This window comes from Streptomyces sp. NPDC048257 (genome assembly GCF_043201855.1).
Classification (GTDB): Bacteria; Actinomycetota; Actinomycetes; order Streptomycetales; family Streptomycetaceae; genus Streptomyces.
Genome location: NZ_JBICZI010000003.1, coordinates 175094 through 198909, shown reverse-complemented (window position 1 = coordinate 198909; position 23816 = coordinate 175094). Strand labels below are relative to the sequence as shown.

Annotated in this window: 26 protein-coding genes and 1 pseudogene; 9 read left to right on the top strand and 18 right to left on the bottom strand. The window is 69.0% G+C overall.

Translation table 11 applies throughout. The annotated features are described in order from the left end of the window. The first annotated feature begins 8 nt into the window (after positions 1–8). Positions 9–1430 (top strand): UDP-glucose dehydrogenase family protein, encoded by a 1422-nt coding sequence (locus ACGFZK_RS08425; RefSeq protein ID WP_393848080.1) that lies wholly within the window; start codon positions 9–11, stop codon positions 1428–1430. Here ACGFZK_RS08425 and ACGFZK_RS08420 read toward each other — a convergent pair. The 3 genes from ACGFZK_RS08420 to ACGFZK_RS08410 form a co-directional block, all read right to left on the bottom strand. Then, positions 1364–2986, bottom strand: a complete 1623-nt coding sequence (locus tag ACGFZK_RS08420; protein WP_393848079.1) for a right-handed parallel beta-helix repeat-containing protein — start codon at positions 2984–2986, stop codon at positions 1364–1366. The two genes, ACGFZK_RS08425 and ACGFZK_RS08420, sit on opposite strands and share 67 nt — an antisense overlap. A gap of 624 nt (positions 2987–3610) precedes the next feature. Further along, entirely contained in the window at positions 3611–3979 is a 369-nt protein-coding gene (locus ACGFZK_RS08415) for a hypothetical protein (protein ID WP_393848078.1), read from the bottom strand. Positions 3980–4245: 266 nt separating this feature from the next. Continuing rightward, positions 4246–4710 carry a hypothetical protein gene (locus ACGFZK_RS08410; RefSeq protein ID WP_393848077.1) on the bottom strand — a complete coding sequence of 155 codons (465 nt, stop codon included), beginning with the start codon at positions 4708–4710 and terminating at the stop codon, positions 4246–4248. Positions 4711–4967: 257 nt separating this feature from the next. Here ACGFZK_RS08410 and ACGFZK_RS08405 point away from each other — a divergent pair, with 257 nt between their 5' ends. The 3 genes from ACGFZK_RS08405 (at position 4968) to ACGFZK_RS08395 (ending at position 6318) form a co-directional block, all read left to right on the top strand. Continuing rightward, entirely contained in the window at positions 4968–5399 is a 432-nt protein-coding gene (locus ACGFZK_RS08405) for a hypothetical protein (protein ID WP_393848076.1), read from the top strand. 43 nt (positions 5400–5442) lie between these two features. Then, positions 5443–5586: a hypothetical protein gene (locus ACGFZK_RS08400; protein ID WP_393848075.1), complete on the top strand. Its 144-nt coding sequence runs from the start codon at positions 5443–5445 to the stop codon at positions 5584–5586. Between the two features lie 378 nt (positions 5587–5964). Next, the gene (locus tag ACGFZK_RS08395) at positions 5965–6318 is read left to right on the top strand and encodes a hypothetical protein (RefSeq protein ID WP_393848074.1); all 354 of its coding nucleotides are present in this window, start codon (positions 5965–5967) and stop codon (positions 6316–6318) included. Here the strand turns inward: ACGFZK_RS08395 and ACGFZK_RS08390 are convergent, their stop codons facing one another. After that, positions 6319–6909 carry a TetR/AcrR family transcriptional regulator gene (locus ACGFZK_RS08390; RefSeq protein WP_393848073.1) on the bottom strand — a complete coding sequence of 197 codons (591 nt, stop codon included), beginning with the start codon at positions 6907–6909 and terminating at the stop codon, positions 6319–6321. Positions 6910–7059: 150 nt separating this feature from the next. Here ACGFZK_RS08390 and ACGFZK_RS08385 point away from each other — a divergent pair. Beyond that, positions 7060–7480 (top strand): annotated as a pseudogene (locus ACGFZK_RS08385) (SDR family NAD(P)-dependent oxidoreductase); the annotation flags it as partial. A gap of 82 nt (positions 7481–7562) precedes the next feature. Beyond that, positions 7563–7982, top strand: coding sequence for a hypothetical protein (locus ACGFZK_RS08380; protein WP_393848072.1), 420 nt, complete (start codon positions 7563–7565; stop codon positions 7980–7982). 448 nt (positions 7983–8430) lie between these two features. Here the strand turns inward: ACGFZK_RS08380 and ACGFZK_RS08375 are convergent, their stop codons facing one another. The 3 genes from ACGFZK_RS08375 to ACGFZK_RS08365 all read right to left on the bottom strand — a co-directional run bounded on the left by ACGFZK_RS08375 (position 8431) and on the right by ACGFZK_RS08365 (position 11712). After that, positions 8431–9414, bottom strand: a complete 984-nt coding sequence (locus ACGFZK_RS08375) for an SDR family oxidoreductase (protein ID WP_393848071.1) — start codon at positions 9412–9414, stop codon at positions 8431–8433. 218 nt (positions 9415–9632) lie between these two features. Continuing rightward, positions 9633–10550: an alpha/beta fold hydrolase gene (locus ACGFZK_RS08370; RefSeq protein WP_393848070.1), complete on the bottom strand. Its 918-nt coding sequence runs from the start codon at positions 10548–10550 to the stop codon at positions 9633–9635. Between the two features lie 241 nt (positions 10551–10791). Beyond that, positions 10792–11712, bottom strand: a complete 921-nt coding sequence (locus ACGFZK_RS08365) for an SDR family oxidoreductase (protein WP_393848069.1) — start codon at positions 11710–11712, stop codon at positions 10792–10794. Between the two features lie 200 nt (positions 11713–11912). Between ACGFZK_RS08365 and ACGFZK_RS08360 the strand changes: the two genes are divergently transcribed. Then, positions 11913–12179: a hypothetical protein gene (locus tag ACGFZK_RS08360; protein WP_393848068.1), complete on the top strand. Its 267-nt coding sequence runs from the start codon at positions 11913–11915 to the stop codon at positions 12177–12179. A gap of 306 nt (positions 12180–12485) precedes the next feature. On the opposite strand, the gene ACGFZK_RS08355 is transcribed toward ACGFZK_RS08360, so the two are convergent. The 7 genes from ACGFZK_RS08355 to ACGFZK_RS08325 form a co-directional block, all read right to left on the bottom strand. Then, complete coding sequence (locus ACGFZK_RS08355) at positions 12486–13049, bottom strand: hypothetical protein (protein ID WP_393848067.1); 564 nt, start codon at positions 13047–13049, stop codon at positions 12486–12488. A 269-nt stretch (positions 13050–13318) separates the two neighbouring features. Continuing rightward, positions 13319–13906 carry a hypothetical protein gene (locus ACGFZK_RS08350; RefSeq protein WP_393848066.1) on the bottom strand — a complete coding sequence of 196 codons (588 nt, stop codon included), beginning with the start codon at positions 13904–13906 and terminating at the stop codon, positions 13319–13321. 52 nt (positions 13907–13958) lie between these two features. Further along, on the bottom strand, positions 13959–14957 hold the full coding sequence (locus ACGFZK_RS08345) for a hypothetical protein (RefSeq protein ID WP_393848065.1): 999 nt from the start codon (positions 14955–14957) through the stop codon (positions 13959–13961). A 166-nt stretch (positions 14958–15123) separates the two neighbouring features. Beyond that, positions 15124–15510, bottom strand: coding sequence for a hypothetical protein (locus ACGFZK_RS08340; protein WP_393848064.1), 387 nt, complete (start codon positions 15508–15510; stop codon positions 15124–15126). After that, entirely contained in the window at positions 15507–17387 is a 1881-nt protein-coding gene (locus tag ACGFZK_RS08335) for a hypothetical protein (RefSeq protein ID WP_393848063.1), read from the bottom strand. Before ACGFZK_RS08335 ends, ACGFZK_RS08340 begins: the two co-directional genes overlap by 4 nt. Further along, the gene (locus tag ACGFZK_RS08330; protein WP_393848062.1) at positions 17372–18988 is read right to left on the bottom strand and encodes a hypothetical protein; all 1617 of its coding nucleotides are present in this window, start codon (positions 18986–18988) and stop codon (positions 17372–17374) included. The genes ACGFZK_RS08335 and ACGFZK_RS08330 overlap by 16 nt, the downstream gene beginning before the upstream one ends. A 101-nt stretch (positions 18989–19089) precedes the next feature. After that, entirely contained in the window at positions 19090–20568 is a 1479-nt protein-coding gene (locus ACGFZK_RS08325) for a tyrosine-type recombinase/integrase (RefSeq protein WP_393848061.1), read from the bottom strand. A gap of 195 nt (positions 20569–20763) precedes the next feature. On the opposite strand from ACGFZK_RS08325, the gene ACGFZK_RS08320 reads away from it, so the two are divergent. Next, positions 20764–21063 carry a hypothetical protein gene (locus tag ACGFZK_RS08320; RefSeq protein WP_393848060.1) on the top strand — a complete coding sequence of 100 codons (300 nt, stop codon included), beginning with the start codon at positions 20764–20766 and terminating at the stop codon, positions 21061–21063. 16 nt (positions 21064–21079) lie between these two features. Further along, positions 21080–21742 (top strand): IS3 family transposase, encoded by a 663-nt coding sequence (locus ACGFZK_RS08315; protein WP_393848059.1) that lies wholly within the window; start codon positions 21080–21082, stop codon positions 21740–21742. Here ACGFZK_RS08315 and ACGFZK_RS08310 read toward each other — a convergent pair. The 4 genes from ACGFZK_RS08310 to ACGFZK_RS08295 all read right to left on the bottom strand — a co-directional run bounded on the left by ACGFZK_RS08310 (position 21676) and on the right by ACGFZK_RS08295 (position 23788). After that, positions 21676–22038 (bottom strand): hypothetical protein, encoded by a 363-nt coding sequence (locus tag ACGFZK_RS08310; RefSeq protein ID WP_393848058.1) that lies wholly within the window; start codon positions 22036–22038, stop codon positions 21676–21678. The two genes, ACGFZK_RS08315 and ACGFZK_RS08310, sit on opposite strands and share 67 nt — an antisense overlap. A gap of 65 nt (positions 22039–22103) precedes the next feature. Beyond that, positions 22104–22760 (bottom strand): hypothetical protein, encoded by a 657-nt coding sequence (locus ACGFZK_RS08305; RefSeq protein WP_393848057.1) that lies wholly within the window; start codon positions 22758–22760, stop codon positions 22104–22106. Beyond that, the gene (locus ACGFZK_RS08300) at positions 22757–23377 is read right to left on the bottom strand and encodes a hypothetical protein (RefSeq protein WP_393848488.1); all 621 of its coding nucleotides are present in this window, start codon (positions 23375–23377) and stop codon (positions 22757–22759) included. Before ACGFZK_RS08300 ends, ACGFZK_RS08305 begins: the two co-directional genes overlap by 4 nt. A 261-nt stretch (positions 23378–23638) precedes the next feature. Further along, the gene (locus ACGFZK_RS08295) at positions 23639–23788 is read right to left on the bottom strand and encodes a hypothetical protein (protein WP_393848056.1); all 150 of its coding nucleotides are present in this window, start codon (positions 23786–23788) and stop codon (positions 23639–23641) included. Positions 23789–23816: the final 28 nt, after the last annotated feature.

Here is a 23816-nt window from a genome sequence, read left to right as displayed (position 1 = left end):
AGAATCACATGCGCTTGACCGTCATCGGTACGGGATACCTCGGAGCCGTGCACGCCGCGTGCATGGCGGACATCGGACACGAGGTCCTCGGCGTCGACGTCGATGCCGAAAAGATCAGAGCCCTCACCGAGGGCAGACCCCCCTTCTTCGAGCCCGGCCTCGACGACGTACTGACCCGCGCCATCGACTCCGGGCGCCTGCGGTTCTCCACCTCCCTCAGGGAGGCGGCCGCCTTCGGCGAGGTGCATTTCGTCTGCGTGGGCACCCCGCAGCAGGCCGGCTCGGATGCCGCCGACCTGCGCCACGTCGACGCCGTCATCGACGGACTGGCCCCCCACCTGACCAGTCCCTGCCTGATCGTGGGCAAGTCCACCGTCCCGGTGGGCACCACACCCCGCATCGCGAGCCGGCTGAGGGGCCTCGTCCCCGCAGGTGCGGACGTGGAGGTCGCCTGGAACCCTGAGTTCCTGCGTGAGGGGTTCGCGGTCGAGGACACACTGCGGCCCGACCGGCTCGTGGCGGGCGTCACCTCACCGCACGCGGATCGGACCCTTCGCGAGGTCTATGCCCCCATGCTGGCCGCCGGCATTCCGTACATCAGCACCGACCCCGCCACCGCCGAGCTGGTCAAGGTCGCGGCCAACTCCTTCCTCGCGACCAAGATCTCGTTCATCAACGCAATGGCGGAAGTCTGCGACGCGGCCGGTGCCGATGTGAGCACCCTCGCTGACGCACTCGGACACGACACCCGCATCGGACGCCGTTTCCTCAACGCCGGCCTCGGCTTCGGCGGCGGCTGCCTGCCCAAGGACATCCGGGCGTTCACCGCACGGGCCCGGGAACTCGGTGTGGAGGAGGCGGTGAGCTTCCTGCGCCAGGTCGACGACATCAACCTGCGCCAGCGGCTCCGGACCGTTGCCATCGCCCGTGACCTGGTAGGCGGTGCGTTCTGCGGACACCGCATCGCGGTCCTGGGCGCCACCTTCAAGCCGAACAGCGATGACGTCCGCGATTCGCCGGCCCTTGCCGTGGCGGCGGCGATCCACCGCGAGGGCGGTGAGGTACGGGTCCACGACCCCGAGGGGATCTACAACGCCCACTTGGCCCACCCCGAGCTGCGATACGAGGCAGACGTGCTGACCGCGTGCCAAAAGGCGGATGTCGTGCTGCACCTGACCGAGTGGAGCCAGTACCGGGAAGTCGACCCGGTGAAGCTGGCACGCGTGGTGTGCGCACCGCGTCTGGTAGATGCTCGCAACAACCTCGACGCGGGTCTGTGGCGCTCCGCAGGCTGGACCGTCCGGACCCTGGGCAGGCCCGCCCCCGCCACCGTCCCTGCACCCCAGCGCGGCGGCACCTTTGCTCAGTCCTCGGCAGTTGGCTGTGCGGCACCTGCGGAGGGCGCCGTGCTCAGTCGTGCCCCGAAGTAGTCGACCTGACCCGGGTTGACGCCGACCGACTGCAGCGTGACGGCGCCGTCCAGTTGGTCGACGCATTGCGAGACGAGAGGGGTGGCCCCGGCCGAATCGGTGACCGGGGCCACCGCGCCCGCGAGACACGGGTCGGCGCTGCTGCCCGTCGGGACGGTGCCGAGCAGTTCCTGTCCAGCCCGATTCCGCCAGGCATCCAGGTCGGAGTACCGGGCCTTACCCCACTGCACCTTCCAGTCGCCCGTGCTGAAGTAGTCGTTGCCCTGCAGACGAACGAGGCCTTGCGTGTAGTTGGTGTCCGAATCCACCACGGGAGCCCCGTTGGTGACGAAGATGTTGTTGCGGACGCCGACTCCGCTCATTCCGTTCCGGAGTCGCAGGGCCGGAGGCCGGTCGATGCCGCTCGACCGCAGGATCACGGTGTTGTGGTAGATGTCCAGATCCCGCAGGAGGTCGCCGAAGGCCACGATGCCGCCGTACCAGGACAGCTTTCTGGCGTCGTCCCAGCTGTAGTTGAACCGCACGATGTTGCCCTTGTGCGCGTTGGTCGGGGCACCTGAATACACGAGGAAGCCCGCGCCGTCGTTGTTGTAGGACAGGTTGTACTGGAGCACCGAGGACGACACGTTGTTGTCCAGACCGAAACCCCCACCGTCGACGCGGGACCCGGTGCGGTTGCGATAGGCCTTGTTGTTCTGGATGATCACGCGGGTCGAGTCGTAGGTCCAGATTCCCTCGGGCCCTTCCTGGGCCAGGGCCGAGGATTCCGCCCCGTTGTCGTACGAGACGGACTGCTGCACGGTCGAGTCCCGGACGCTGCCGAGAACGATGCCGCTGCCGGTGTTGCGGTCGTCCGCCGTCGGGTCTCCGGGATTGCTGTACGCCTTGACTCGCGTGATCGTGAGCTTCTCGTGCGCGTAGCTAGGATCCTTGGCCTTGAAGTGCGGCCCGTAGGTGACCAGCCCGGCATCCTGGTTGTGGTGCACTGCCGAGTCGCTGATCTGGATGTCGCTGAACCCCGACGACTTGGGGCCGGATCCGAGGCGAATGCCGTTCTGGAACCGGGACACATCGACGCCGTTGATCCGCACGTGGTTCATATGCTTCGCGCCCGGGCGATCGGAGAAGAAGCTGATCCCGTCCGCACTGCCCTGAGCCTTGGCATCGCCGACGAGTGCGAGATTCCGGATCTCCACGCCGGCGGTGTTGTACACGGCGATTCCCGCTGCACCCCGGGGCGCGATGGTGGCCCGACCAGTGCCGTACGAATCGATCACCACAGGTTTCGCCGCGCTGCCCGCATCACCCGGGCCGATGGTCAGCCCACCGGGGAAGCGCGCGCCGCCCTGGAGCCGGAGACGGTCCCCCGGCCGGAACGGCACTTGGTCGGCCTTGCCGAGTGTGCGCCAGGCAGTCGCCTCGGACAGCCCGTCGTTTTCGTCGTCGCCGTCCGGACTCACGTAGAAAGTGAGGGCCTCCTTGGAGGGAGGCCGTGGGGGCGTGTAGGGCTTGAGTACATCGCATCCGGAAAGAAGGGCGATCGCGCCCACGGTCATACCTGCGACGCATTTCACCCCACCACGGAGACCCCAGCCGGCGGTCCGACGGTCGCGCATCATTCCGGTGTCCCCATTCCGTCGGCTCCGCACTTCGCGTAACAAGGTGCCAGAAGCCATAGGTGCGTTACATCCGTGACATGGCGATAACTCCCTATCTTTAAGCTGACGCCCAAATAGCGCTTGATTATCTTATTTTGTGCTCGTCGGGTCTGACGAGCTGATGCAGACGGGCGGCAGCGGGATCGAGGGCAGCCCCGCCGCCCAGCCGGGCGACCCGAACGCGGCACCCGGGCAGGACCCGACCACCGCGCCGACGGCCACCCCGGCCGCGCCGGCCCCGGGCGAGCAGGACCCGGCCGCGACGATTGCCCGTCTCGAATCCGACCTCGCCGCCGCGCGCGCCGAGGCCGGCAGATCACCGCCAAAGCAGCAGGCCGCCGACGCTGCGCGCCAAGAGTTCACGGCGCAGCTACTGGGGATTCTCGACCCGAGCGGGGGCGGCAGCGTGGCCGGGACCCTCGGGTCCGTCACGTCCGGACCATTCCCGCAGGCACGGGATCATGCGCGTGGCTTGACGGGCCCTCAGGCCACCGATCGCCCCTACGAGCACCCCGCAGGGTGTCACCTGTTGTCGGAGATCCGTCTTCTCGCCTCTGGTGTCCGGCGTCCATCCGGGCGCGCCGTCCCAACCTTGAGGCGTTCGCGGCGGTTCATCGCGCTTCCAGGATGCCGCATCCCGAGCAGTAGGGAGATGGCACCCCACTGCATGCCGTCTGCCCGGGCGTCTTCGATGGCTGCGAGCTCCTCCCTGTCCAGCACCGCGCGAAGGCGCCGCACAATGGCGAGTCGGATTCCGGCCTGGTCGCCGCGGTGGTGCCACCCGCCGTTCGCCGGAGGCAGCGCGCAGTGGAACCGGCGGGTGTAATCCAGAATGCCAATGGCATCTTGATGGTCAGGCCACAGAGCGAAACATGGATCGTCGCGATGCATCTCATGGAGGGTGGCCAGCAGATCTCGCAATTCAGCGGGTTCGGGTGGGCGCGGGTTTCCTTGGGGCACTCCCCGATCTTGGCAGGGCCGTCGCGCCCCTTTCAGCCCGGCACGCACATTGCTGCGTAATATGCCAAACAGCCCTGAACTTCCCCGCCACCGGCCCCGTACGGGACGAGGTGGTGCACCCGGTTGCCCGGCCGGTGCGGCGGGGTGGCCGGGCCGACCGGCGGGGGCGTGCGCCGCACGCCCCCGCCGTGACCGGATCAGGGCGTCGCCCGGCGCAGGGACACGGCGAAGGCGCAGCTGGTGACGGCGAGGACGACGATCGGCGGCATGGGCAGGAGCAGGACGGATATCGCCAGGCCCACCAGTGAGGCGACGAAGGGGATCCATCCGAAGGCGGTGCGCCGTTCGATCAATTCCGGGGCGTGCCGGACGGCGGTGAGGGCGAGGAGCCCGCACGCGATGACGAACAGGGCCATGACGAGGCTCATGCCCTGGACGAGGTCGAGGGTGCTGCGTTCCAGACCGAGCAGGGTCATGCTCGACTCCCGCATGGCTGCCGAGGAGGCTTGCTGCTGGGGGGTGGGGTCGCCCAGCGCCGTCGCGGCCGCAAGGGCGAGGTGGCCAGTGCCCAGCAGGAGGAAGCCGCCGGCCCCGACTCTGAAGGGTCGCAGGGGCTTGGGCTCGGGCTTGCGCTCGAGGACGGGTGTGACGGTCGCGCTCACCGTGGCTCCTTGAAGTCGATCGAGGCCGTCCTCTACATGTGTAGAGGATGGTGCCCGAACTCTACACATGTAGAGGCGTATTGGTGGGGGCGGCTGCAGCTCGCAAACCGGATTCCGCCGCGCACTGCTGAGCGCGTATCTGCAGGGGACGGGTCGGCCGGACACCGGCAGCCGAAGAGATGGGAGCCGGTCGCTGTGCCCGCTCCGGAACCTGACTGGGGGCCCGCGCCCGGATACCAGGGCAATCGAATCCCGCGGTGCAGTACGGGATGTGGGATTCGATTGCCCTCTCCCACCGGCCGATCGGTGTGCTCCCACCGCCTATGAAGGCGTACGCGGACAGGCTGGTGCTGCAGGTGGAGCAGAGCTGGGAGGACCGGGGCGCTGTGGACGTCGCCTCGTTCCGACTGGGCGGGCGCTTTTACGCGCTGAGCCAGTTCACTGACGTGGAGGACACGGGCGTTACCGTGTGGCTCGACCGCCGGCACACCGACGACGAGGCCTCCCTCGCGGCGCTCGTCGAGGTCCTGGGCGTCCCGGGCGACTGCGTCCGCGACCTCACCTGGTGCCCGCACCCGGTAGTCCGGTTCATGCTGCCAGCCCCACCCGAAGACGGCCCGGGTGCATCACGATGGACACGCTTCCTCCGGAAACTCGGCAGGCCAGGGGCCGGTCCCGCCGTCCCCTAGGGACGTGTCCGGGCGATCTTTGAGGCAGCGGCACCTGACGCCCGTGACTCTCGTTGTCGCCGATGCCGCGGAGCTCCTGCGCACGATGGGCGCGAATCAGGTCCGCCGGCTCCCGGTCATCGACGTGCACACGCTGGGCGGCATCGTCGCCCTTGCCGACGTAGCCCGCGCCCTGCCCGAAAAGTAGGTCGGCGACCTGCTTCGAGGCGATCTCGCAGAACTGACCCGACAAGCACGGCCCGTGAGATGCTCACCTTTGCTTCCGCGCCCCTGCACGGCGGCGGACTCCTCGACCCGGTGACACCCGAACCGGTCGAGTTCCTCCGCCCCGGAAGCAGGCCCCGCCGCGGCCTGCCTACTCGTCTCCGCCAGCACCAGCGAACGCTGGGACACGGCCGTCGCGGCGCTCGACGACCCGCTCACCGACACGGAGCTGAGGAAGGTGCTCGACGTACTCGCTCCCCGATGACGCCACCCGCGACCGCATGGAAGCCGCGCAGGCCGAAGCCCGCCGCCGCCTCGCCACCGAGACCGAGACCGAGACCGACGGACCGTACGCCTGGGGATGGAACGCCCGCACCATCAGCGCCCTGCTTCGGCACCGACCACTGGCTGCGCGTCACGAGGCCACTTCCGAGGACCGCGCCGCCTCCCGGGTCCCAACGCGGGAATCAGCGGCGCCGAGAACCTTCCCGACGCCGTACCGCGCCCGCGCCTGCACGCCACCGCGACCTGGACCAAGGACGGCTGGACACACCACGCCGACCTGCTCAGCCGCATCGCCCACTCCGTCGTCTTCCCCCAGACCCCTGAACTCCTGGCGGACCCGGGGCTCGACGACGCTCGTGGGCCGAGCTGCGCAGAGCGCCGGACGTTCTGGGCGCTGCCAGCGGACCGGGAGTCGGTCCCGCTGCTGTGATCACGAGCCGGACGCTGGCCCGTCCGCTCCGTACCGGAGGCCGTCGAGGAGCAGGTCGAGGAGGCGGCCGGCCCGTTCGCGTTGGGCGGGAGCGCTGGTGATCAGCCCGATGCCGGCCAGGCTGAAGCCGACATCGACGGGGTCCAGGTCCGGGCGCAGGAGGCCGGCGTCGGCGCCGGCGTGCAGCAGGGTGCCGACCGCGGTGGTGAGCTTGTCGAGGGTCTCGGCGAAGGGGTCCGCACCGGATGCGGCTGCGGCCCGCAGCGCGTCCGCCATGCCCTGCTTGGCAGCCAGGTAGTCGATGAAGTCGTCCATCCACAGGCGGAGCGCCCGGTCCGGGGCATGGTCGGCGAGCCGCGTCGCGGCGCTGTCGCAGACACGGGCCAGCTCGTTGCGGTAGGCCGCCTCGATGAGCGCCTCGCGCGTGGGGAAGTGGCGGTAGAGCGTGGCCGAGCCGACGCCTGCGGCCTTGGCGATCGCGTCGATCGCAACGTCCGGGCCCTTCTCGGAGAAGGCGCGAACGGCAGCTTCGAGGATGCGCTCCCGGTTGCGGCGGGCATCGGCGCGCAACACGCTCGGCTTGGAGGTCAAGGCTGTTCCTTCGTCATGGGGGCAGTCTATCTGGACAACCGGGGAGTTCCCCGGTTACGGTTGTGGCTAACCGGGGAACTCCCCGTTTGTGGCGTTTCCATATACGCCCCACGCGCAAGGAAATGGCGATCATGAGAGCACAGCCAGCCCATCGGCTCCGGCTTCGGGGCGCACAGCACCGCGGCCGAGGTCCTGGCCGGCCTCGACCTCACCGCAAGGCTCGCCGTCGCGACCGGTGGCAGCTCCGGACTGGGGCTGGAGACCGTGCGCGCCCTGCGGGGCGCCGGCGCGACTGTCGTCGTCGCCGTCCGCCGCCCGGAGGCGGCCGTGGAAGTCTTCGACGCATTGGACCCGGTCGAGGTACGCCGCCTCGACCTGGGCGACCAGGCCGGCGTGCACACATTCGCGGACGAGGGCCTGGCAACGGTCCGCGGCATCGACTTCCTCATCAAACAACGCCGGCGTGATGGCCCTGCCCGAGACCCGCCTGGGACTCGGCTGGGAGGCGCGGTTCGCCACCAAGCACCTGGGCCACTACACGCTCACCAACCGGCTGTGGCCTGCACTCGCAGCCGACCGGTGACACGACGGCAAAGCGCACTCCTCTTCAAGGAACCCACACCTGAAATCTCTGTAAGAGAGGTCACGAAATCATGACGCACACCGATCTGGCCGCCGTCGCGAACGAAGCGCAGGCATGGTTCGACGGATACGTTGAGACGTTCATCGGACTGGCGGCGAAGGGGAGCATCGACCCCGCGCCGCTCCTCGACTACTTCTCCGTGCCGATCAGCATGACCACCGGGACGGCCCACACCGTGCTCACCTCCGCCGAGGCGCTCTCCCAGGGACTCGCACACGAACTGCGCGGACTGTGCGACGCCGACTACGGAGGCAGCAAGGCCCTCGACCCGGTGGTGCGCGCCCTCAACGAGCGGGCCGCAGAGATCGAAGTTACCTGGGCACGCCAGGACAGCCAGGGGCGGGAGTTCCAGCGCGTCCGCGTGCTCTACCTCGGCGCCCGGACCGACGCGGGCTGGCGGACAGTCGCTTCCGTGATCCTGGCCAGCTGACGAAGCTGTTGCCCGCCCGGGCGCCCGCTCGTCTGGGTCTGCTCGCTCATGCTGCACCCTCCCCTAGGCAGTGTCTGACAAATGATCACGGACTGGTTCATGGGGGGATCTGAAACCCGCTCCTTGATCGACAAGGTCGACGCGTACTTCGCGTTCTACCGCCTACCCGGTCCACTTCGTACGTTTCTTCGATCTCCATCCAGGCGTCGCGGCGGAGTACGTGCAGGCCGCTCACCCGGACAAGGCTCTGCCACGCATCCGCTGGCAGGACCATTCCTTCCGCAGCCTGCTCACGGTGGAAACCGTACGTAGACCATGTCCTCGACCTGGACCCTGCCGGAACCACCCCCGCATCTGACATCGCTCTCGCCGCCCTGGGGAGACGCGGTCGGGGTGGCGTGAATTTATCGGACCTGCCGAGCATGACGGGGCCGCCGAGGAGTAGGGGTCATGACGTCCACGGCGCGCAGCGTCGGACGTTGTGCGCGAGGGCTTCGAGTACCTCGGAGCGGGTCACCTGAGTGGGGAGCAGCCGGGTCAGGTGGGAGGGCATGTCCGGCTGGCCGGGTGGCAGGAAGCCGATTTGGGCTACGCGGGCCATGCCGCGTGCACGAGGTTGCGGGATGGAGGGATCGGCCAGCAGGGGTCCGGTGGCCGGGCGGCCTGCCTCGTTGAGGAAGTCGATGCATGCGTGTTCCAAGTCGGCTGCGGTCAGGCGGGCGGGGCCCGCGGTGACCCAGTGGAGGCCGGGAGCCGTGCTGTCACCGCGGATCTGGGCTTCGGTCAGTGCGGTGACGTAGTCGACGAGGGTCTCCATCGGGAGGATGTCGGTCCAGTGGTCGGGGTGGACAGGCAGCGAACCGGGTCGCGCTTGCAGCATGGCGGTGAACAAGGCGTGCGGGAACTGGTGTCGCGGTGCGGCGAGCGCGTTTCGGGCGGCGAACAGGAGCGCGGTGCGCACGATCGCGACAGGCTGGCTGCACTGGGCGGCCAGTTCCTCGCCTCGGCGCTTGGACTGGCCGTACGCGCGCATGGAGCGGGCGGCGAGGTCGTCCCCGGGGATGTCGAAGGCGGCCGAGGCGGAGGAGAGCAGGACTACGGGCACGCGGGCGTCCTCAGCGAGCTCCAGGATCCTGCGGGTGCCCTCGGCGTTGACGTGGTCGAAGGCGGTGCGGTCGCGGGGGGCGAAGTCGGTGAGACCGCCGCAGTGCACGATGACGTCGATGCCGGCGGTCAGTTCGCGTCGCTGGCTGTTGCTCAGGCCCAGGCCGTCGGCGGTCAGGTCGGCCTGCACGCACTTGGTGGCGCCTTCGGGCAAGCGGCGGTGGACGAACGCGGTGACGTCGTGGCGGACGGCGAGTGCCGGGAGAAGGTTCGCCCCGATCACGCCGGTCGAGCCGGTGAGGAGGACGGTGGGACGGGCTGCGGTCATGGTGGCCTCGGAACTGGAGGAACGGGCACGGGGCAGCCCGCTGTGCGGGATGCCCCGCAATTGGGATGTCGGGGGCCGGGGCGGTGGCCACGGTCAGTTCACACGCCGTCGGCGGGAAGGATCTCGTACGGACCGGCGCTGGGTACGGAGCGGGTGGGTGAGCCGGGGGAGGTGGGCGCCGGCTTACCTGGGGCGGGAACGGGTTTCGGTGAATCGGGTCATCGCCGGCCGTCCGCCGCGCTCATCGCGGCACTGAGCGATGGCGCGGCCGAATATTCCACCGGGTGGCAGTAGGCGAGGCCATCGAGGGACTGCCCGGTCGCGAAGCGCGTCAGCAGGTCGCCGGCCAGGTCTGGGAGCTCCAGATGCATCGCGTGGTCGGCTCCGTGGACCAGCACGACGCGGGCGTCCAGGCAAGCTGAAGCAACTTCGCGGCACAGGTCGGGCGGAGTGAAGAGGTCGTGCTCACCGGTGGCCACCATGACGGGCACGGTGATCGGCGGCTGCGACGACGGCGCCTGTTCCAGCAACCTCAGAGTGTTGTTCCGGTACTTGTCCCGGTCCGCTTCACCGATGTCACGGAACATGGAACGCAGGATGCGGCGCACCGCCGACTGGCGGGTCACTCGCTCGCCCGGCGTGGAGCGCAGGATGATGTCGGCGCTCAATTCGGCGAACGCCTCCATTCGCTCTTCTGCCAACAGATCCACGGTGCGGCGCAGATCCTCCCGGACCGCGTCGGGGACCCACAGGAGTGGCCCAGCAAGCACCAGGCTGCGTACCGCCTGGGGACAGGTCTGGGCATAGCGGTGGGCGATGCCCGAACCGTACGAAGCGCCGAGCACATGCACCCGCCGGTGCCCGGCCGCCTCCAGCAGGTCATGCAGGGCGCCTGCGAGGAAGTCCAGCCCGAAGGAGGCGGGCAGCGTGTCCGCGTCACCCCACCCGGGCAGATCCACCGTGAACATGTGAAACGTTTGGGCCAGAGCCGCCTCGAAACGGCCCCATGCCGTCTTGCGCTGGAGGGCCCCGCCGATCAGCACGACCGTTTCCGCCGCAGGGTCGCCGTGCCACAGCGTGCGACCCTCGGACTTGTATCCGCCATAGCCGGACACCACGAACTCTTCGAAGGTCAAGACGCTCTCCTGTTCTTGTGACCCGTGAGGACCCCGGCCCCGCGCCGCCCGTAGCGACCACGGCGGCGGCGTACGCGCCATCAGGTGCAACGATCTTGGCCACGTGGCGTCACGCGGACGGCGCAGAGCAGCGCCCGTCCTGAACGTGGCTTCGAGTCGAGTGCGTTCGTCGGCTCAAGCCCCTTCGCAGCAGACGGGCCGCAGCGGGGTCGTCAGGTTCTGTGTTGCGCCTGTGAAGCACTCAGCTGCCGCTCGTCTGCCTGGTCCGGGCGGGTGCCGGTGCGGTGCCAGCCGGGGCGTGGAGGGCGAACAGGCGGCTCTTGACGTGATCGCTGAGCCAAAGAGGCGCCGCACACTGCAGGGCGGTGCCCAGGTACGCGTCGACGCCGACGGTGTACCTGCGACGCGGCCGCTGGACACGGAGAGCCCTTGCGATGGTGCGGGCCACCGGCTGCGGTCCGCCGGCCGACCGCTGGATGCGGGAGAAGAGGCTCGCGACCCGGTCATGGACGCCGGCGTCGGCGTCGCCAGTGGTCAAGCCGGACAGATCCTCCTTGGCCCGGTCCCAGAACGGGGTCGCGACCGTGCCGGGCTCGACGAGGACCACCTGCACGCCGTAGCGGCGGGCCTCCATTCGCAAGCTGTGCGTCGCCGCGCTGAGCGCGTGCTTGCTCGCGGAGTACCAGCCGTTCATCGGTGCCGGAATCCGAGCCGCGGCGGAGGAGACGGTCACGATCCGCCCCCTGCCCCGCTCACGCATCGCAGGCAACACCAGGCTGCACATACGCAGGGTGCCCACGACGTTGACCTCCATCACCTCACGGATCCGGTCCTCCGACACATCGGTGATCGCACCCGTCAGCGGGATCCCGGCGTTGGCCACCAACGCATCGGGGCCACCATCGGTGAGCTCAGCCACTCTCCTGGCAGCCTCCCGGCAGGAGACCGGGTCAATGAGGTCCATGACCACCGTGTCCAACACCAGCCCCTGGTCGCGGGCGGCGCGAACCAGAGCGTCGGCCTTGTCCTGCGAGCGGGCAGTCCCGATCACCCGTCGGCCCTGACGGGCAAGGAGCAGAGCAGTGGCCAGCCCGATCCCACTGGTCGCACCCGTCACCAACACGCTGGCCGGCCAACCGGCACTGCTCGTCTGCTCATTCACGTGTCGCTCCATTGGTATGTCAGTAGACATCCCGCCGCGAGCAAGCTCCCGGAGGTTCTGGCCCCGGTCTCGGCCGAGATGTGCCTTCGGCGACAACGACGTCACACCGGCTCAGGGCACGCACTGTCTGCGCAGGACCGCTCGACGGGCTCCCGACGTCTTCAGGCGCCCCACTACGAACCGCGGCATAGACCAGCACAATGAACCAGTCGACGCACCGGTTCGTACGCATTCGAGTCCGAGAATCCGCGAACCCGCGCGCTTCCGCCTTCGACGCCCTGCAGATCGACGGCATCGAGCTGTTGGCCCTGCCCTATGCCGGGCGTCGCCGTCGCCTGGAGGTTCTGTTCGCCTCTCGCGCACTGGCCGCTCCGTGGACCCTGTGCCCCATGACCACCGACCCGGCCGAGGCCCGGGAGTGGCTGGAGGACTGGACGGATGTCTCCGGCGTTGAGGGGATCTTGTAGCCAGGGTTCGTTGCTGACCGGTTGACCACTATGCTGCCGGGCCGAAGCTCTACCGTCGCGACCGCCTTTGTCCCAGAGCCCCGCGAAGGTTACGCCGAATGCTGTAGCAACACCCGCGTTCGGTTCTCAACAGTTACGGCATGGCCACCGAGGACGAGAATCCCGGTCAGCCGGACATCGCCGGCGATGCTTACCGACCAGACCCGCGCTTGCCAGGCAGCACGCGACGCTATCGCCGCTGGCCGCCAGATGGTGGTCTGGGACCGGCCTTGCGACTGGTGATGTCGCGGCTTAAGGTGCTGATGCTCATGGGTTGGGCATCAGACGCACCGGCCCCTCCCGCAGACTTCCGTCGTTCCCTCTCTCCCAGCGAACGTTGCCCGCGTCCACGAAGGCGAAGGCAATGGGGAAGACGTTGGCACCGATGGGCGGTAGTTCCACCTCAGGGTTCGCGGCTCGCCAGTTATCTGCGAGGTCGAGACCGTTGACCTCTTCTTCAGTCATGGGCTGGATCTGGCGCGTACCGGCTTCGAGCATGCGGTACCTGGTGGTGGTGTTGACGAACTCGCGGGGTAGGCGGATCCGATAGATCGGCTCGTCACTGTTGTTGGCGATCACGTACGCATAGCCTGCGCGGACCCAACCCTGCGGCCCTCGGGCTTCCTCCTGCCAGGCCGCATAGCCATGCACCCTCCGGGCCTGTTTACGCCGCTCAGCGTCCAAGCGCTCGCTGTCCCGGGACGCTTCCTTCTTGAGAAGGATTAACCCTGTCACGAAGGTGGCGATCGTGCCGAGAGCGGCAAAAGCCGTGGCTGCGGCAGTGATCCAGTCGGTGACTAGCGGTTCGAACTCAACAGGGAGTGGAGCCATAGCGGCACACTGGCCGAAATTTGATCACGCCTCCAACTGCGGATCGTGTGTCGGGGAGGATTCAGTCGACTGAGTCGACACGGAGGCCGTCGGCTGCCACCTCGCGGGCAACGCGCCGAGCCGGGGGGCACGGCCGTGCAGGCGGGCGGTTCCAGGGCTGGGACAGGCCTGCCTGTGGCGCCGGGGGTAGGCCCGCGTCGTGCCTGCGGGCCGCTGGCACAACACCCAGGTGGCGGGTCCGTGTCGGCGTCACGCCGAGGTGCGGCTGCTCAGTCCGCAGGCGCGTCGGGCGAATCCGTCTGCTCTTGCGCCGGCTCCGGGAGCAGCGCGAGCAGGTCTGCGAACACCCACCTGTCTACGAGGTCCGGGTACGCGGCGATCCAGTCAGTCGGCTGCGACGTGTGGGGTTCCTCCAGGCCGTGGCACCACTGCGAGATCAGGTTGTCTCCTGCCGCCAGGTTGGCGACGGCGGCGCGTAGTTTGACGGCGTGCTGAAGGATCGGCTCCAGGCGGGCAGACCAGATGTAGCCGATCGAGGCGCCCTCGTGGGCGATGAAGTTCCGGGCTTCTCTGGCCTTGTGCAGGGTGTCCATGTCCATGGTCACGCCCATGGGGTGGTTGGCCAGGCTGTGCAGGGTGCCGCCGAGCATCTTGTCTGTCGGGGTTGCGGCGATCAGCTCGTCCAGAGTGAGGACGGGGTCCGCTTCGCTTGCGGTGACCATGTTGCCGATGCGCAGGACGTACTGGCATTTGCTCTCGTACGCGTTCGCCAGGTGGAGGGCCCGGCCGACGGCCAGGAACAAGGCGTCCAGAAGCTCCGGGTGCGGCGGCGCGAAGCGACTCAATGACCAGCTCATGTCAGCGACCGTATCGCCCGCGATCGGTGCTGTGCTGCGATTTGCCGAGCCCCTACTTGCCGCGAGCGATGTCGATTTGGGACTGGACCTCGTAATCGACCTGGAACACGGCATCCCTGATCTTCTCCTCCAGAGATTCGAAGGAGTCCTCGATGGCGGCGTACTCGCTGACCAGTGCGTGCTTGTCGTCGATGGATTCCAGAGCGTCTATCCGGGTTCGCCACTGCTCCAGGTCCGCCTTGGAGTACTGATACCTCCGCCCACGCACCTGTTCGAGCGTCGGGTTCGCGGCAAGGTCCGCCTGCACGAGCCGCAAGGCGTCCCCGCGGACGAGGGGCGGGCCAACGAGGTTGTCCTCGATGAACTCCAGGCCGTCGACCATTTGATCAAGCCGAGCATCGAGGTAGGCGGTGAGGGCACTCCTCACCTGCGGGAGATCGAGCCCCACCTCTCGGCGTAGCTGTGCAGCGATCTTCTTCGGGAGGTCTTTCGCATCGAAGAGGCCCGGCCGCCTGCCTTCGGTGAAGCGACAGATCTCCGAACCGGGGTCGGACGGGTAGGCGATGAGCATCTGGTGGCGGTACGCCTCCAGCACCGTGCATGCGGAGTCGAAGTAGATCAGGGTGGCTGGCCTGATGATCTCGGGCCTCAACTTGTCGCGGTGGTACATCTCGTTGCGGTACTTGTGCAGCTTTTCCAGGACGGGGCCGAGCGCTTTGTCGAGCAAGTTGCGGCGGACCAGAAGACCGACCTTGGCGTCGAAGTTGCGGTCGATGTTCTTCATCTCGGACTTGGATACGATCTGCGCCTCGATGGACGCGACCTCTTCCGCGTCGACCGGCATTCCGTAGGCCGCGTTCTGCTGGTGAGCCAACAGCAGCTTCTTGAGCACGCCCTGGTACTGAAGTTCCGTCTGAACGGTTCGGTGGAGGATCAGCTCCGTCACGCTGTCGATGAGTAGGTACGCCAACCGCAGGTTGGGCACACGCCCCTTCTCGATCATCCCCTTGGCCTCTTCGAGCTGCACGACGATCAGCTCCAACCGCTCCATGTTGATCCTCCGTCGCGTCAGTCGGTCTCCTGCTCCACATCATCTCTGGATGTTCGGCCGCCTACACCCGATATAGGGCCGCACCAGGTCCCCGCAGGCGCGCCGCAGCTGCACTCGTCTGGGGTGACAGCTCACTGGCGAACCTGATTGGTGGCGACGGAGTCGGTCATCGGGTGCGGCGGGGCAGCGGGGTGACCGCACGGGCGTCCTGGAGTGCGGTACGCAGGCAGTCGTTGTCGATGGTGAGGCGTTGGATGGCGGCGATGGCAAGCTCGAGCTGTTCGGCGAGGTCGCGGTTGTCGCGCCGGAGCCGCGCATTGTCGGCTTTGACCTTGCTGTAGGCATCTGCGCCCCCCGTGCCGCCTGCGGTGCCCGGGGTGCCGGACAGTTCGGTGCAGATGCCGGGGAAGTTGCGGCGGAAGGTGGTGTTGGCGAGGCCGAGGCGGGTGGCGAGGGCCAGCACGCTGGGGGACCTGCCGGTTTCGACGGTGAGATGGTCGATCGCGGCGTGGACATCGGCGAGGCCGGGAAGCGGCCGACGGTGAGCGCTCATGTGGCGGCTCCGGTCGTGGTCAGGAAGCGGCGGATCGCATCCCGGCGGCGGGTCAGGGAGGCGTGAAGGGCGGGCGGCAGGGTTGGGCGGGCGCCGAGCTGTTTGTGGAGGCGGTCTTCCTCGGCGGCCAAGGCGGTGGCGTTGCCGGGGGTGAGGGCGACGTTGCGGCATTCCAGCGGCTGGCAGTCGAGTGGGGCCGGGCGCGGACGTTCGTCGTGGGAGGCGGTGCGGGGGCGGCACAGGGCTTTGTCGGGGTTAAAGACGCAGGTGACGTAGTTGCCGGGGTAGACCTCGGGGTCGTGACGTGCGAGGACTCGGTGCAGGCGGCGGTCATCAGTGATGACGGAGCCCGCAAATCCGGTTCGCTGGTGGAAGTCGGCGAGGCGGGTGGTGGCCTCGGCGGCGGCGGGGCCCGACAGGTCGTGCTGATGGTCGGTGGCGAGGGCCAGGAGGTGCTCGCCGCGCTTAATCGCCTGTTCGGCTTCGACTTCGGCGCGGAAGCCGGAGTCGCTTGTCCCTGCGTATCCCTCGAACATCTGGATACCCAGGTGGCGGTACTGGACGGCTCCGGCGATCACTCCGCCGGGGCGGCGGGCGATGTACCAGGCCAGGGTGCGTCGGAACTGGCGGGTGGTCAGGTTCCAGGGGGCGCCGTTGACGTCGGGGATGGTGTCGTTGATGCCGTGACGGTGGCAGTAGGCGTTGATCCAGGTGATGACGTGGTTGATCAGTTCGTTGCTGGACCGCAGCGTCATCGCTCCGGGCTTGAGGCGGTGTCGGTGGGTCAGACAGCGGAAGAGCAGGTCGGTGCCTGGCGGCTGGAGCCGTTCCAGGACGGTGACGGCTCGCGCGGCTGGGGCGCCGATGATCCAGGTGGCGGGGGTGCCGCTCGGGTCGTGCTCGCCCTTGAAGGCGAGGCTGGTGATCGTCCAGCGGTAGGGGCGGCCGGAGCCGTCGAGTAGGGTCCGGGTGCTGCCGGGACGCAGGTGCTTGATCTCGCTGTCGCGCATCCCGGACAGGTGGGCGATCAGGATGTAGCAGGCGCCCTGCAGAAGCCGGGCCAGAGCGAATGTCTCCAGGCGGCCCTGCCTGCCGACCACCGGACGGCTGGTAGCTGATCCAGGGGATTGGGCTCGGTGAGGCCAGATCCCGGAGGGACGGGGAATGGGCACACGTCCCTGTGCCAGGCTGGCGGCGTGATGAGCGCGGTGCGCGTCCAGGGCATTGAGGATGTCGGGGGCGAGGTCGTCGACGATGCGTAGGCACCATGCCAGCAGAGGCCCCATGACCTGCTCGGGGATCCGGTGGGTGGTGTTTTCCGCGCGGCCGCGGCGGGTGCTGTTGCCCCAGTGCTCGCACGCCAGAGGGTCGGTGGTCAGCCGGTCGCAGGTCAAGACGGTGCGGTACCGGTAGAGGAACCGAACGGAACTCTGGGCGACTTCGCGACTGGACTCGGCGGGCAGCACGGTACGCAGGTGCAGGGCGTAGGCGGCGACGTCGTCGACTCGAAGGTCGGCCAGCGCCGGCCGCCCGGGCCGTGCTGCGACCCAGCCGGTGAAGCGGACCAGTTCGGTGAAGTGCCGCCGCACCGACATGACCTTCGGACGGGGCTCGTTCGGCGGCAGCTGTCCCGAGAGCATCGCCGCGAACAGTTCCTTTAGAACAGGGACGAAGCCGGGCGCGACGCGCGTGAAGTCCAGGCGGGTGCGGGCCTGCTGCCGCTGAAGCAGCACGGGGGCAAGCGGCCAGACGCCGTCCGAGAATCGAGCGGTGTCCTCCAGCACGTGCCCCTCGGCGAGGGGCCTGCCGGCCAGAACAAACTGGTCACCGCTCCTTGGCGCTGGTGTGCGTACGGCGTGGGTCAGGGCTGCTGCCATGGGTCTTCCACCAGGTCGAGGAGGGCATTGGGAACGGGTGCGAGGCGGGCCTGGCGGAGCTGCTCGGGGGTGAAGCGGGCCAGCACGTCGTGGCGGATCGCCGCGAACGCGGGCCCGTACCGTCCCCACCAGGCATCCTCGCCCATCCGCTGCCGCCGCTGCTCCATCGCGTCCAGCAGGGCCAGGAGCCTGGGCAGGTGCTCGGGCGTGATGACGCAGTTCCCGCAGTGGAAGCAGTCCAGGAAGGAGGCCCTGCAACTGCGGCCCGTGGCAGGATGCCGCTCTACGTCCTCACAGGCTGACCACGCGCCCTCGGACGCGCCGTCGGCTGTTTCGGCGATCTGGGGGCTGCCGGCGCGTTCGATGAGACGGCGATGGGCATCCAGGGCCGCCTCCTCGGCGTCCGTGAGGGCCTGCGCCATCACCTCGTGTGCCCACTCCACCGTCGCCGGGTCATCACGCAGGTAGTTACGGAACAGCACCGGGACGGTGTTGGTCCGCGCGGCCGAGGGCAGGTGACCGCCCATCTGCCGGGTCCGCCGCGCCTCCACACTGGTACGCAATCGGTTGAAGCTCACCCCGAACCGCTCGCCCTCGTCATTGACCAAGCCGTGCCGGTCGACCCAGGCGGTCATCTCGATGCCCGCGGTCATCGCGCCGCGAAACGGGCTGCCGTGCGCGTCGTCGTGGCGGCTCCGACAGTACGACCAGAACCAGCGCGGGTCCTCGGCCAGGGCGCGGCTGGGCGCCATCAGGTCGTGCAGCAGCAGGTAGAGCCCGCCTGGGTTGCGCAGCTCTTGCCCCGCCTCGCCGATCTCCCACAGGACCGTCTCGTACCAGCGCCCGGCCCCGCGGCGGCGCTTGGTCAGCCGCACCTCGACCGCCTTGCCGTCCACGATGCGATGCTCGGCTGGAAGCTCTTTGATCGTCTCGATGTTGCGGCCCGTGACAGCCGCCAGGAGCACCAGCATCCCCGGCAGGTCCCGACGCATGGGGAACAGCATCCGGGCAGCCCTCAAGGTTTCCCGCAGGCTTGAGGATCGGCCTCCGGCCGCGACAGTGCGCAACAGGTCCGTCTCCGGCCCGCCGTCGGGGTCCGCGAGCAGACGTCGCCCCTCCGCGATCCGCTCCCGCACTCCGGCCACGTCCGCGCGGGCGGCGACCACCAGGCGCCGCAGCTCACCCTCCGAGTAGCCCGGCACGTGCTTTGGTGCAGCCGGGACGCGCACCAGCAGGACGTCGAGAACCTCCGATGAGACCTGTCGTCCGGGTGGCAGCAGCCGCAGCAGAACCCCGACCTGCTCGATACACCGCAGCGCGTACACCGGCTGCATCGTTGCGCCGAACGTGTCGGCGAAGTGCCGCACGTGCTCTACCCGCAGGTCAGCCGGGCGCTGCGGCGGGTTGGGCAGCGCCGCGAGGGTACGCAGGAATCGACGCAGTGGCACCCACATCGCCAGGGTGGACGAGCCGGTGCGCAGCCCGCCGCCCGGGCCGATCCGAGCGGCCACCGCGACGGCCAGGTCCCGGTGCCAGCCCGGCAGCTCGCAGTCGGCGAAGTCAAAGGTGCGCCGTCGGCCGTCCTCACCCTCGAACTCCACGCATACGCTGCCCTCTGGCGAAAGACCGATCGCGGAACGGACCTCGTAGTTCCCGGGCGGCAGGACAGCCCGCACCCCAGGACGTGTCGTGCCGCGCCCTCTCACGAGGCCACCACCGTATCGTCCACGATGTCCGCCGGCAGATCCCAGCCGTCGGGCACCAGCGCCACCCTGGTCTCCATCTCCAGCTCCGCCAGGGTGTGCAGGTAGATCATCGTGGTCACTACCGACCGGTGCCCCAAGCGGCGGCGCACCCAATCCAGCGGGTCGCCGAAGATCCGCGTGTAGTGCTCCCTCTGTCGCGGGTGCTGCTCGGCCAGTGTTGCCAGGTGCCCGCGCTGCAACTGCTCCAGCGTCACCACGGCGAAGGTGTGGCGCAGCATGTGGGCGTGGCAGGTCACCTTCACGCCCGCCGCTCGGCAGCGCCGGTTCGCCGCGGAGAACATCTCCTTCCACGAGGACATCGACAGCGGCTGCCCGCTCTCGCCGAGCCACAGCATGGCCGGTTCCAAGCCGCCCGGCCCGTTCACCAGCAGCAGGCGCCGTTCGCGCAGCGCCAGGTGCTCCACGGCGACACGGAACTGCGAACCGACACGGCGGGCCCACGGCTTCTGCGGGTCCTCCACGACCCACGGGCGCCGCCACCGGGCATACCGGCCGGCCGCCTGCGCCTCCGCGACAACCTCTGCCCGGTCCCACCGCTGGTAGTCATCCAGGTCCGCCAGCGCGCCGTCGGGCACGTACGTCCAGCGCGCCGAGCCGCCCTTCGCCACCGCGGCCGGCAGCCAGAACCTTGCGTGGCCGCCCAGCAGCGGCGATCGCCACGGCACCTCGAAGACGGTCAGCGCGGACTGTTCAGCCAGCCTCAGCCCAGTGCGGACCATCACGTCGCAGAACGCCGAGTTGCGCGCCGCCCAGCGACCGCGGAACCCCGACCGGGGCAAGCCAGCAGCATCGAAGCCACGCACCCCCACATCCCGCCACACCCGATAGACCATCGGCGGAAGCCACTTCACTCGCGTACCGCTGGTATCCCGCGCGTACGTGGCCGGCCGCTGCTCGTCCGCCGTCTTGTGAGCCAGCCAAGATCCGACGCCGTCGCGCCGGGCCACCTGCGGGATCGGACTGCTGGGAACGTGACCGCAGCGCACCGCCCAGCGGTAGAAGGCATCGGCGGCCGCTACTTCGCGATTCCACGTCGATCCGGCGACCCGCGGCCCGTCGCCGTCGCGGCGCCGCCAGACCAGGTAGGCCAGGTGATCGGCGTCCGTCGCATCCCGCCAGCCCTTGCCGCCGCGCGACACCCACAGGAACGTCAGGAAAGCGGCCAGATCCCGGGCATAGCCGAACTGGGTGTTCACCGCGTGCATCCGCATCCCGGGCGACTGGAAGAAGCGGTTCAGGACGATGTCGTACTCGAACGCGGGCGACAGCAGAAACGGCGTGCCCGGATCCAGCCCGATCTCGCGCAGCCACTCGGCTCGACCGTCCGTCAGCAGCCGTGCATCGAACCGCACGCCGTCCCGCGGAAGCTCAACCTCATCCATCGTCGCCCGGACCCGCCACGCATTCACGATCATGCCCGTAGGTGTATGGTCAGTGACCTTCTGTGCACAAGGAATCCTCGTGAAGAACATGGGCCAGCGCTATCGGCCGGGAGAATCAAGATCAGACGCAGGAACACCACCGAGGCGATCATCGGCGCGATCACCGGGACCCTCGCACGCCCTCAGCTCCTCGTTCTCGGCCGCCACGAATCGACCGGCCGCCTCCGCTTGGTCGGCCGCACTGTCCCCCTGCGCCCTGACGCGGCCCACGCGCTCGCGGAGCACCTCACCCCGGCGGGCTCCGGCCATCTATGGACCGGTGCGAAGTTCTCCTCGGCCTGGGGCACGCGCGACCTCCTCGATACCACCCTGGTCCGGCCCGACCTCGTCGCGGAGATCAGCGCCGACACTTCCGTCGACCGAGGTGGCGTCTATCGGCACCCGATGCGGTACGTGCGCTTGCGCCTGGACGCGACCGTCGACGACGTACCCCGGTTCGGTGGGGGTCCGGCTGCAGCTGCGGGGTGACCACGAAGGCGCTCGGATGGTGAGCTGCCGGGGGAGTGGAGACGACCCTGCCTCCGGGCGGTGGAGCAGGGCCGTCTCACGCGGGCCGCCCCGGAAGATGGGCCGGGGGTCCACGTCGTACCGTTCAACGCCTGCGTCCGGCTTCGGGACACGGGTCGGGGCGCGGCCCCCGTCGCGGCCTTCTGCCGCGCGGAACAGCTCGATGCGCCCCGCCGTCCTCCAGCCGCGCTCCGCCCAGTACGGGTGGGAGTTGATCAGGCACGACAGCCGGATCAAACTGATGAAGGTCTCCCGGTCCGCCTACTACACCCGCCGAACCCCGAAGCCAGGACCGCGAGCCCGGCGTGATCAGGAACTGACCACGCTGATCAACGAAGTCCACACGCAGTCACGCGGTACCTACGGCGCCCCACGGATTCACGCAGCCCTGCTGCGTGAGGGCCATACCCGCGGTCGACGCCGGATTGCCCGGATGATGCGAGAGGCCGGCGTCGCGGGCCGGCACCGTCGACGCAGCCACCGCACCACCGTCCCCGACCCGGAGGCAGGTAACCCCCGAGACCCTCAAGATCATCGGCAAGCCTGGAAGATCTTGGTAGATAAAGAACAAGCTCAGGCTGCGGCTTCGCCAGGGTCCTCGTTCTCGTCTTCGTCGTCCGAGCTGCTGCCCCGCTCGTGACGCGGGATGGGGATGACGCGCCCGTCGCGAAGAGTCCTCGTGTGGGCGCTTACCCCATGCCTGACGGGGGGCCTCCGTCGCTCAGAGTCGGAGACCGACTCGGTGTCCTCCACGTCCCCGCTGTCCTGGCCGTCCTCGGCCGCGTTCTGTTCCGTGGCCTTCTTGACGACCACGGCAGCGACAATCAAGCCGGCGGCGCAGACGGCGATGATCTTTCCCTGGTGCTTCTTCCACAGGTTCTTCGCGTTCTCGGTGAAGGGGGTGGGCTTGCCGTCCTCGGGCGTGGAGTCGTTCACGCGTACAGATCTATCGGACCCGTCCCTCGCCTGTCAGGCGATCACCCGACATCGCGTGATCAAGTTCAGTAGCCCACAGGCCAGTGTGGGTTCGGCATGCCGTCATCGCTCATGTGCGCCCTTTGCCAGATCTCGTTCCAGCCGTACGGGGTCTCCGGCACGATCCGGTGCCGCCGCTCGCACGGACACAGCGCTGGCGCCCATGCACATCGGCCGCACAGCTCGACCCAGCCGTGTCCGGTCGAGTTCTGCTCCAGCGGTCCCTCGTTCCCGCAGGCCGGGCAGCCGGGCAGCTCAGCGCCGTCGAGAAGCGCGTTCTGCCGCCGGACGTACTCGGACAGTCGCAGCGACGGGTGGCGGAACGGGGCGTCGTACCAGGCGCGCTCTGATCCCTCCCACCTGCTCCGCAGCCACCACGGCCGAGGGTTCGGTACAGCCCGCCGCCCGGCCCGCTTCTCAGCCCGACGCTGCGCGGCGTAATCCTCCGCCCGCACGAGCCACAGGAGCCGCGCCTCGTGCAGTTCCTCCACCGCCCGCACCAGCGCGTCCGGATCCGCCTCCAGCCGCCGGGGGATCGCGGCGCTGAGCGTGAGGTGGTGGTACGTCGCCCGCAGGCCGTAGGGCGCAAAGAGGGTGAGGCAGGTGCGCAGCGCGCTGTGCCGCTGATGGAGGGGGAGCCGGACGTCGTCCACGCGCGCTCGGTGGGTCAGGAAGCTGGTCATGGTGTGGGCCCCAGGTCCAGTGCCCGGGCCAGGGCGGCGGTGACGGCGGCGGCATGTGTCGGCAGGTGTTGCCCGGCCCAGGGTCCGGCGAGGTTGAGGAAGTCCCGCAAGTCCTGCTGGGCACCGGTGACGAGCGCGCGTACCTGGTCCACTGGCAGCTCGATCACCGGGCTGCCGTCCTTCGCGTGGGCGTCGAGAGTCAGCCGGACGTTGTCGCCGACACGTTCGGCCGCTGAGGACGGGTCGTGGCCGAAGTAGGAGCAGCCGGTGCCGTCGAGCACCTCCAGCCAGTCCCGCCAGGTTTCCAGGCCGTTGCAGCAGCCCGGCTCGACGAAGACGGTGCCGGTGCGGATGTCGGTCACCCGGAAGCCGCCGGCGGCGAACAGGTCGGTCATGGTGAGCAGCCCGTGCAGGAACGCGCCGAGCGGGTCGGTCGGGCACGGCCCGTGCTCCTCCTCCGGCTCGAAGTCGTTGCAGTCGGCGATCCGCATAACCGCCGTGCCGACCTCCGCCGAAGTCAGCTCCCCGTCCAGCACGAGGTAGCCGTACGACTCGTGCTCGCCAACCGGCCAGAGCGCGAAGTCGTCGGTAGCGAAGATCTCCAGAACGGGTTGCATCACAATCACACAGGGATGATGCAGGACCCGATGCCACACCGCCACGGGCTTTAGCTGCGGCATCGGGCTCAGGGCGGGCCCGCTACCTGGGCACATTCGCGGGTCGCTCGGGTAGGCGGTGCCGACGGAGCGCATGGAGCGGCGGGCGAGGGCGAGGGCGTGACGTGGATGCGGCAGCGGTCGGCGTTCAGCGTCCAGTGGCCGGCCCTTGAGGGCGACGGAGGCCGCGGTTAGGAGGGCGCGGTTCGGGCGCACACGGTGTCAGGGCTGGGCGAAGGGCTGGACGGTGAAGCGGACGCCCTGCCCGGCGGCGGCGGGCGCCGCGGCGAGGAAGCCGGGGTCGGCCTGCGCGATGTCGCCCAGCAGGGCCTTGATCCAGTCGGTGGGGCGCTGGAGGTCCACTCGGAGCACGGCTGGTGATGAGAGAGTGGCCCCGCCA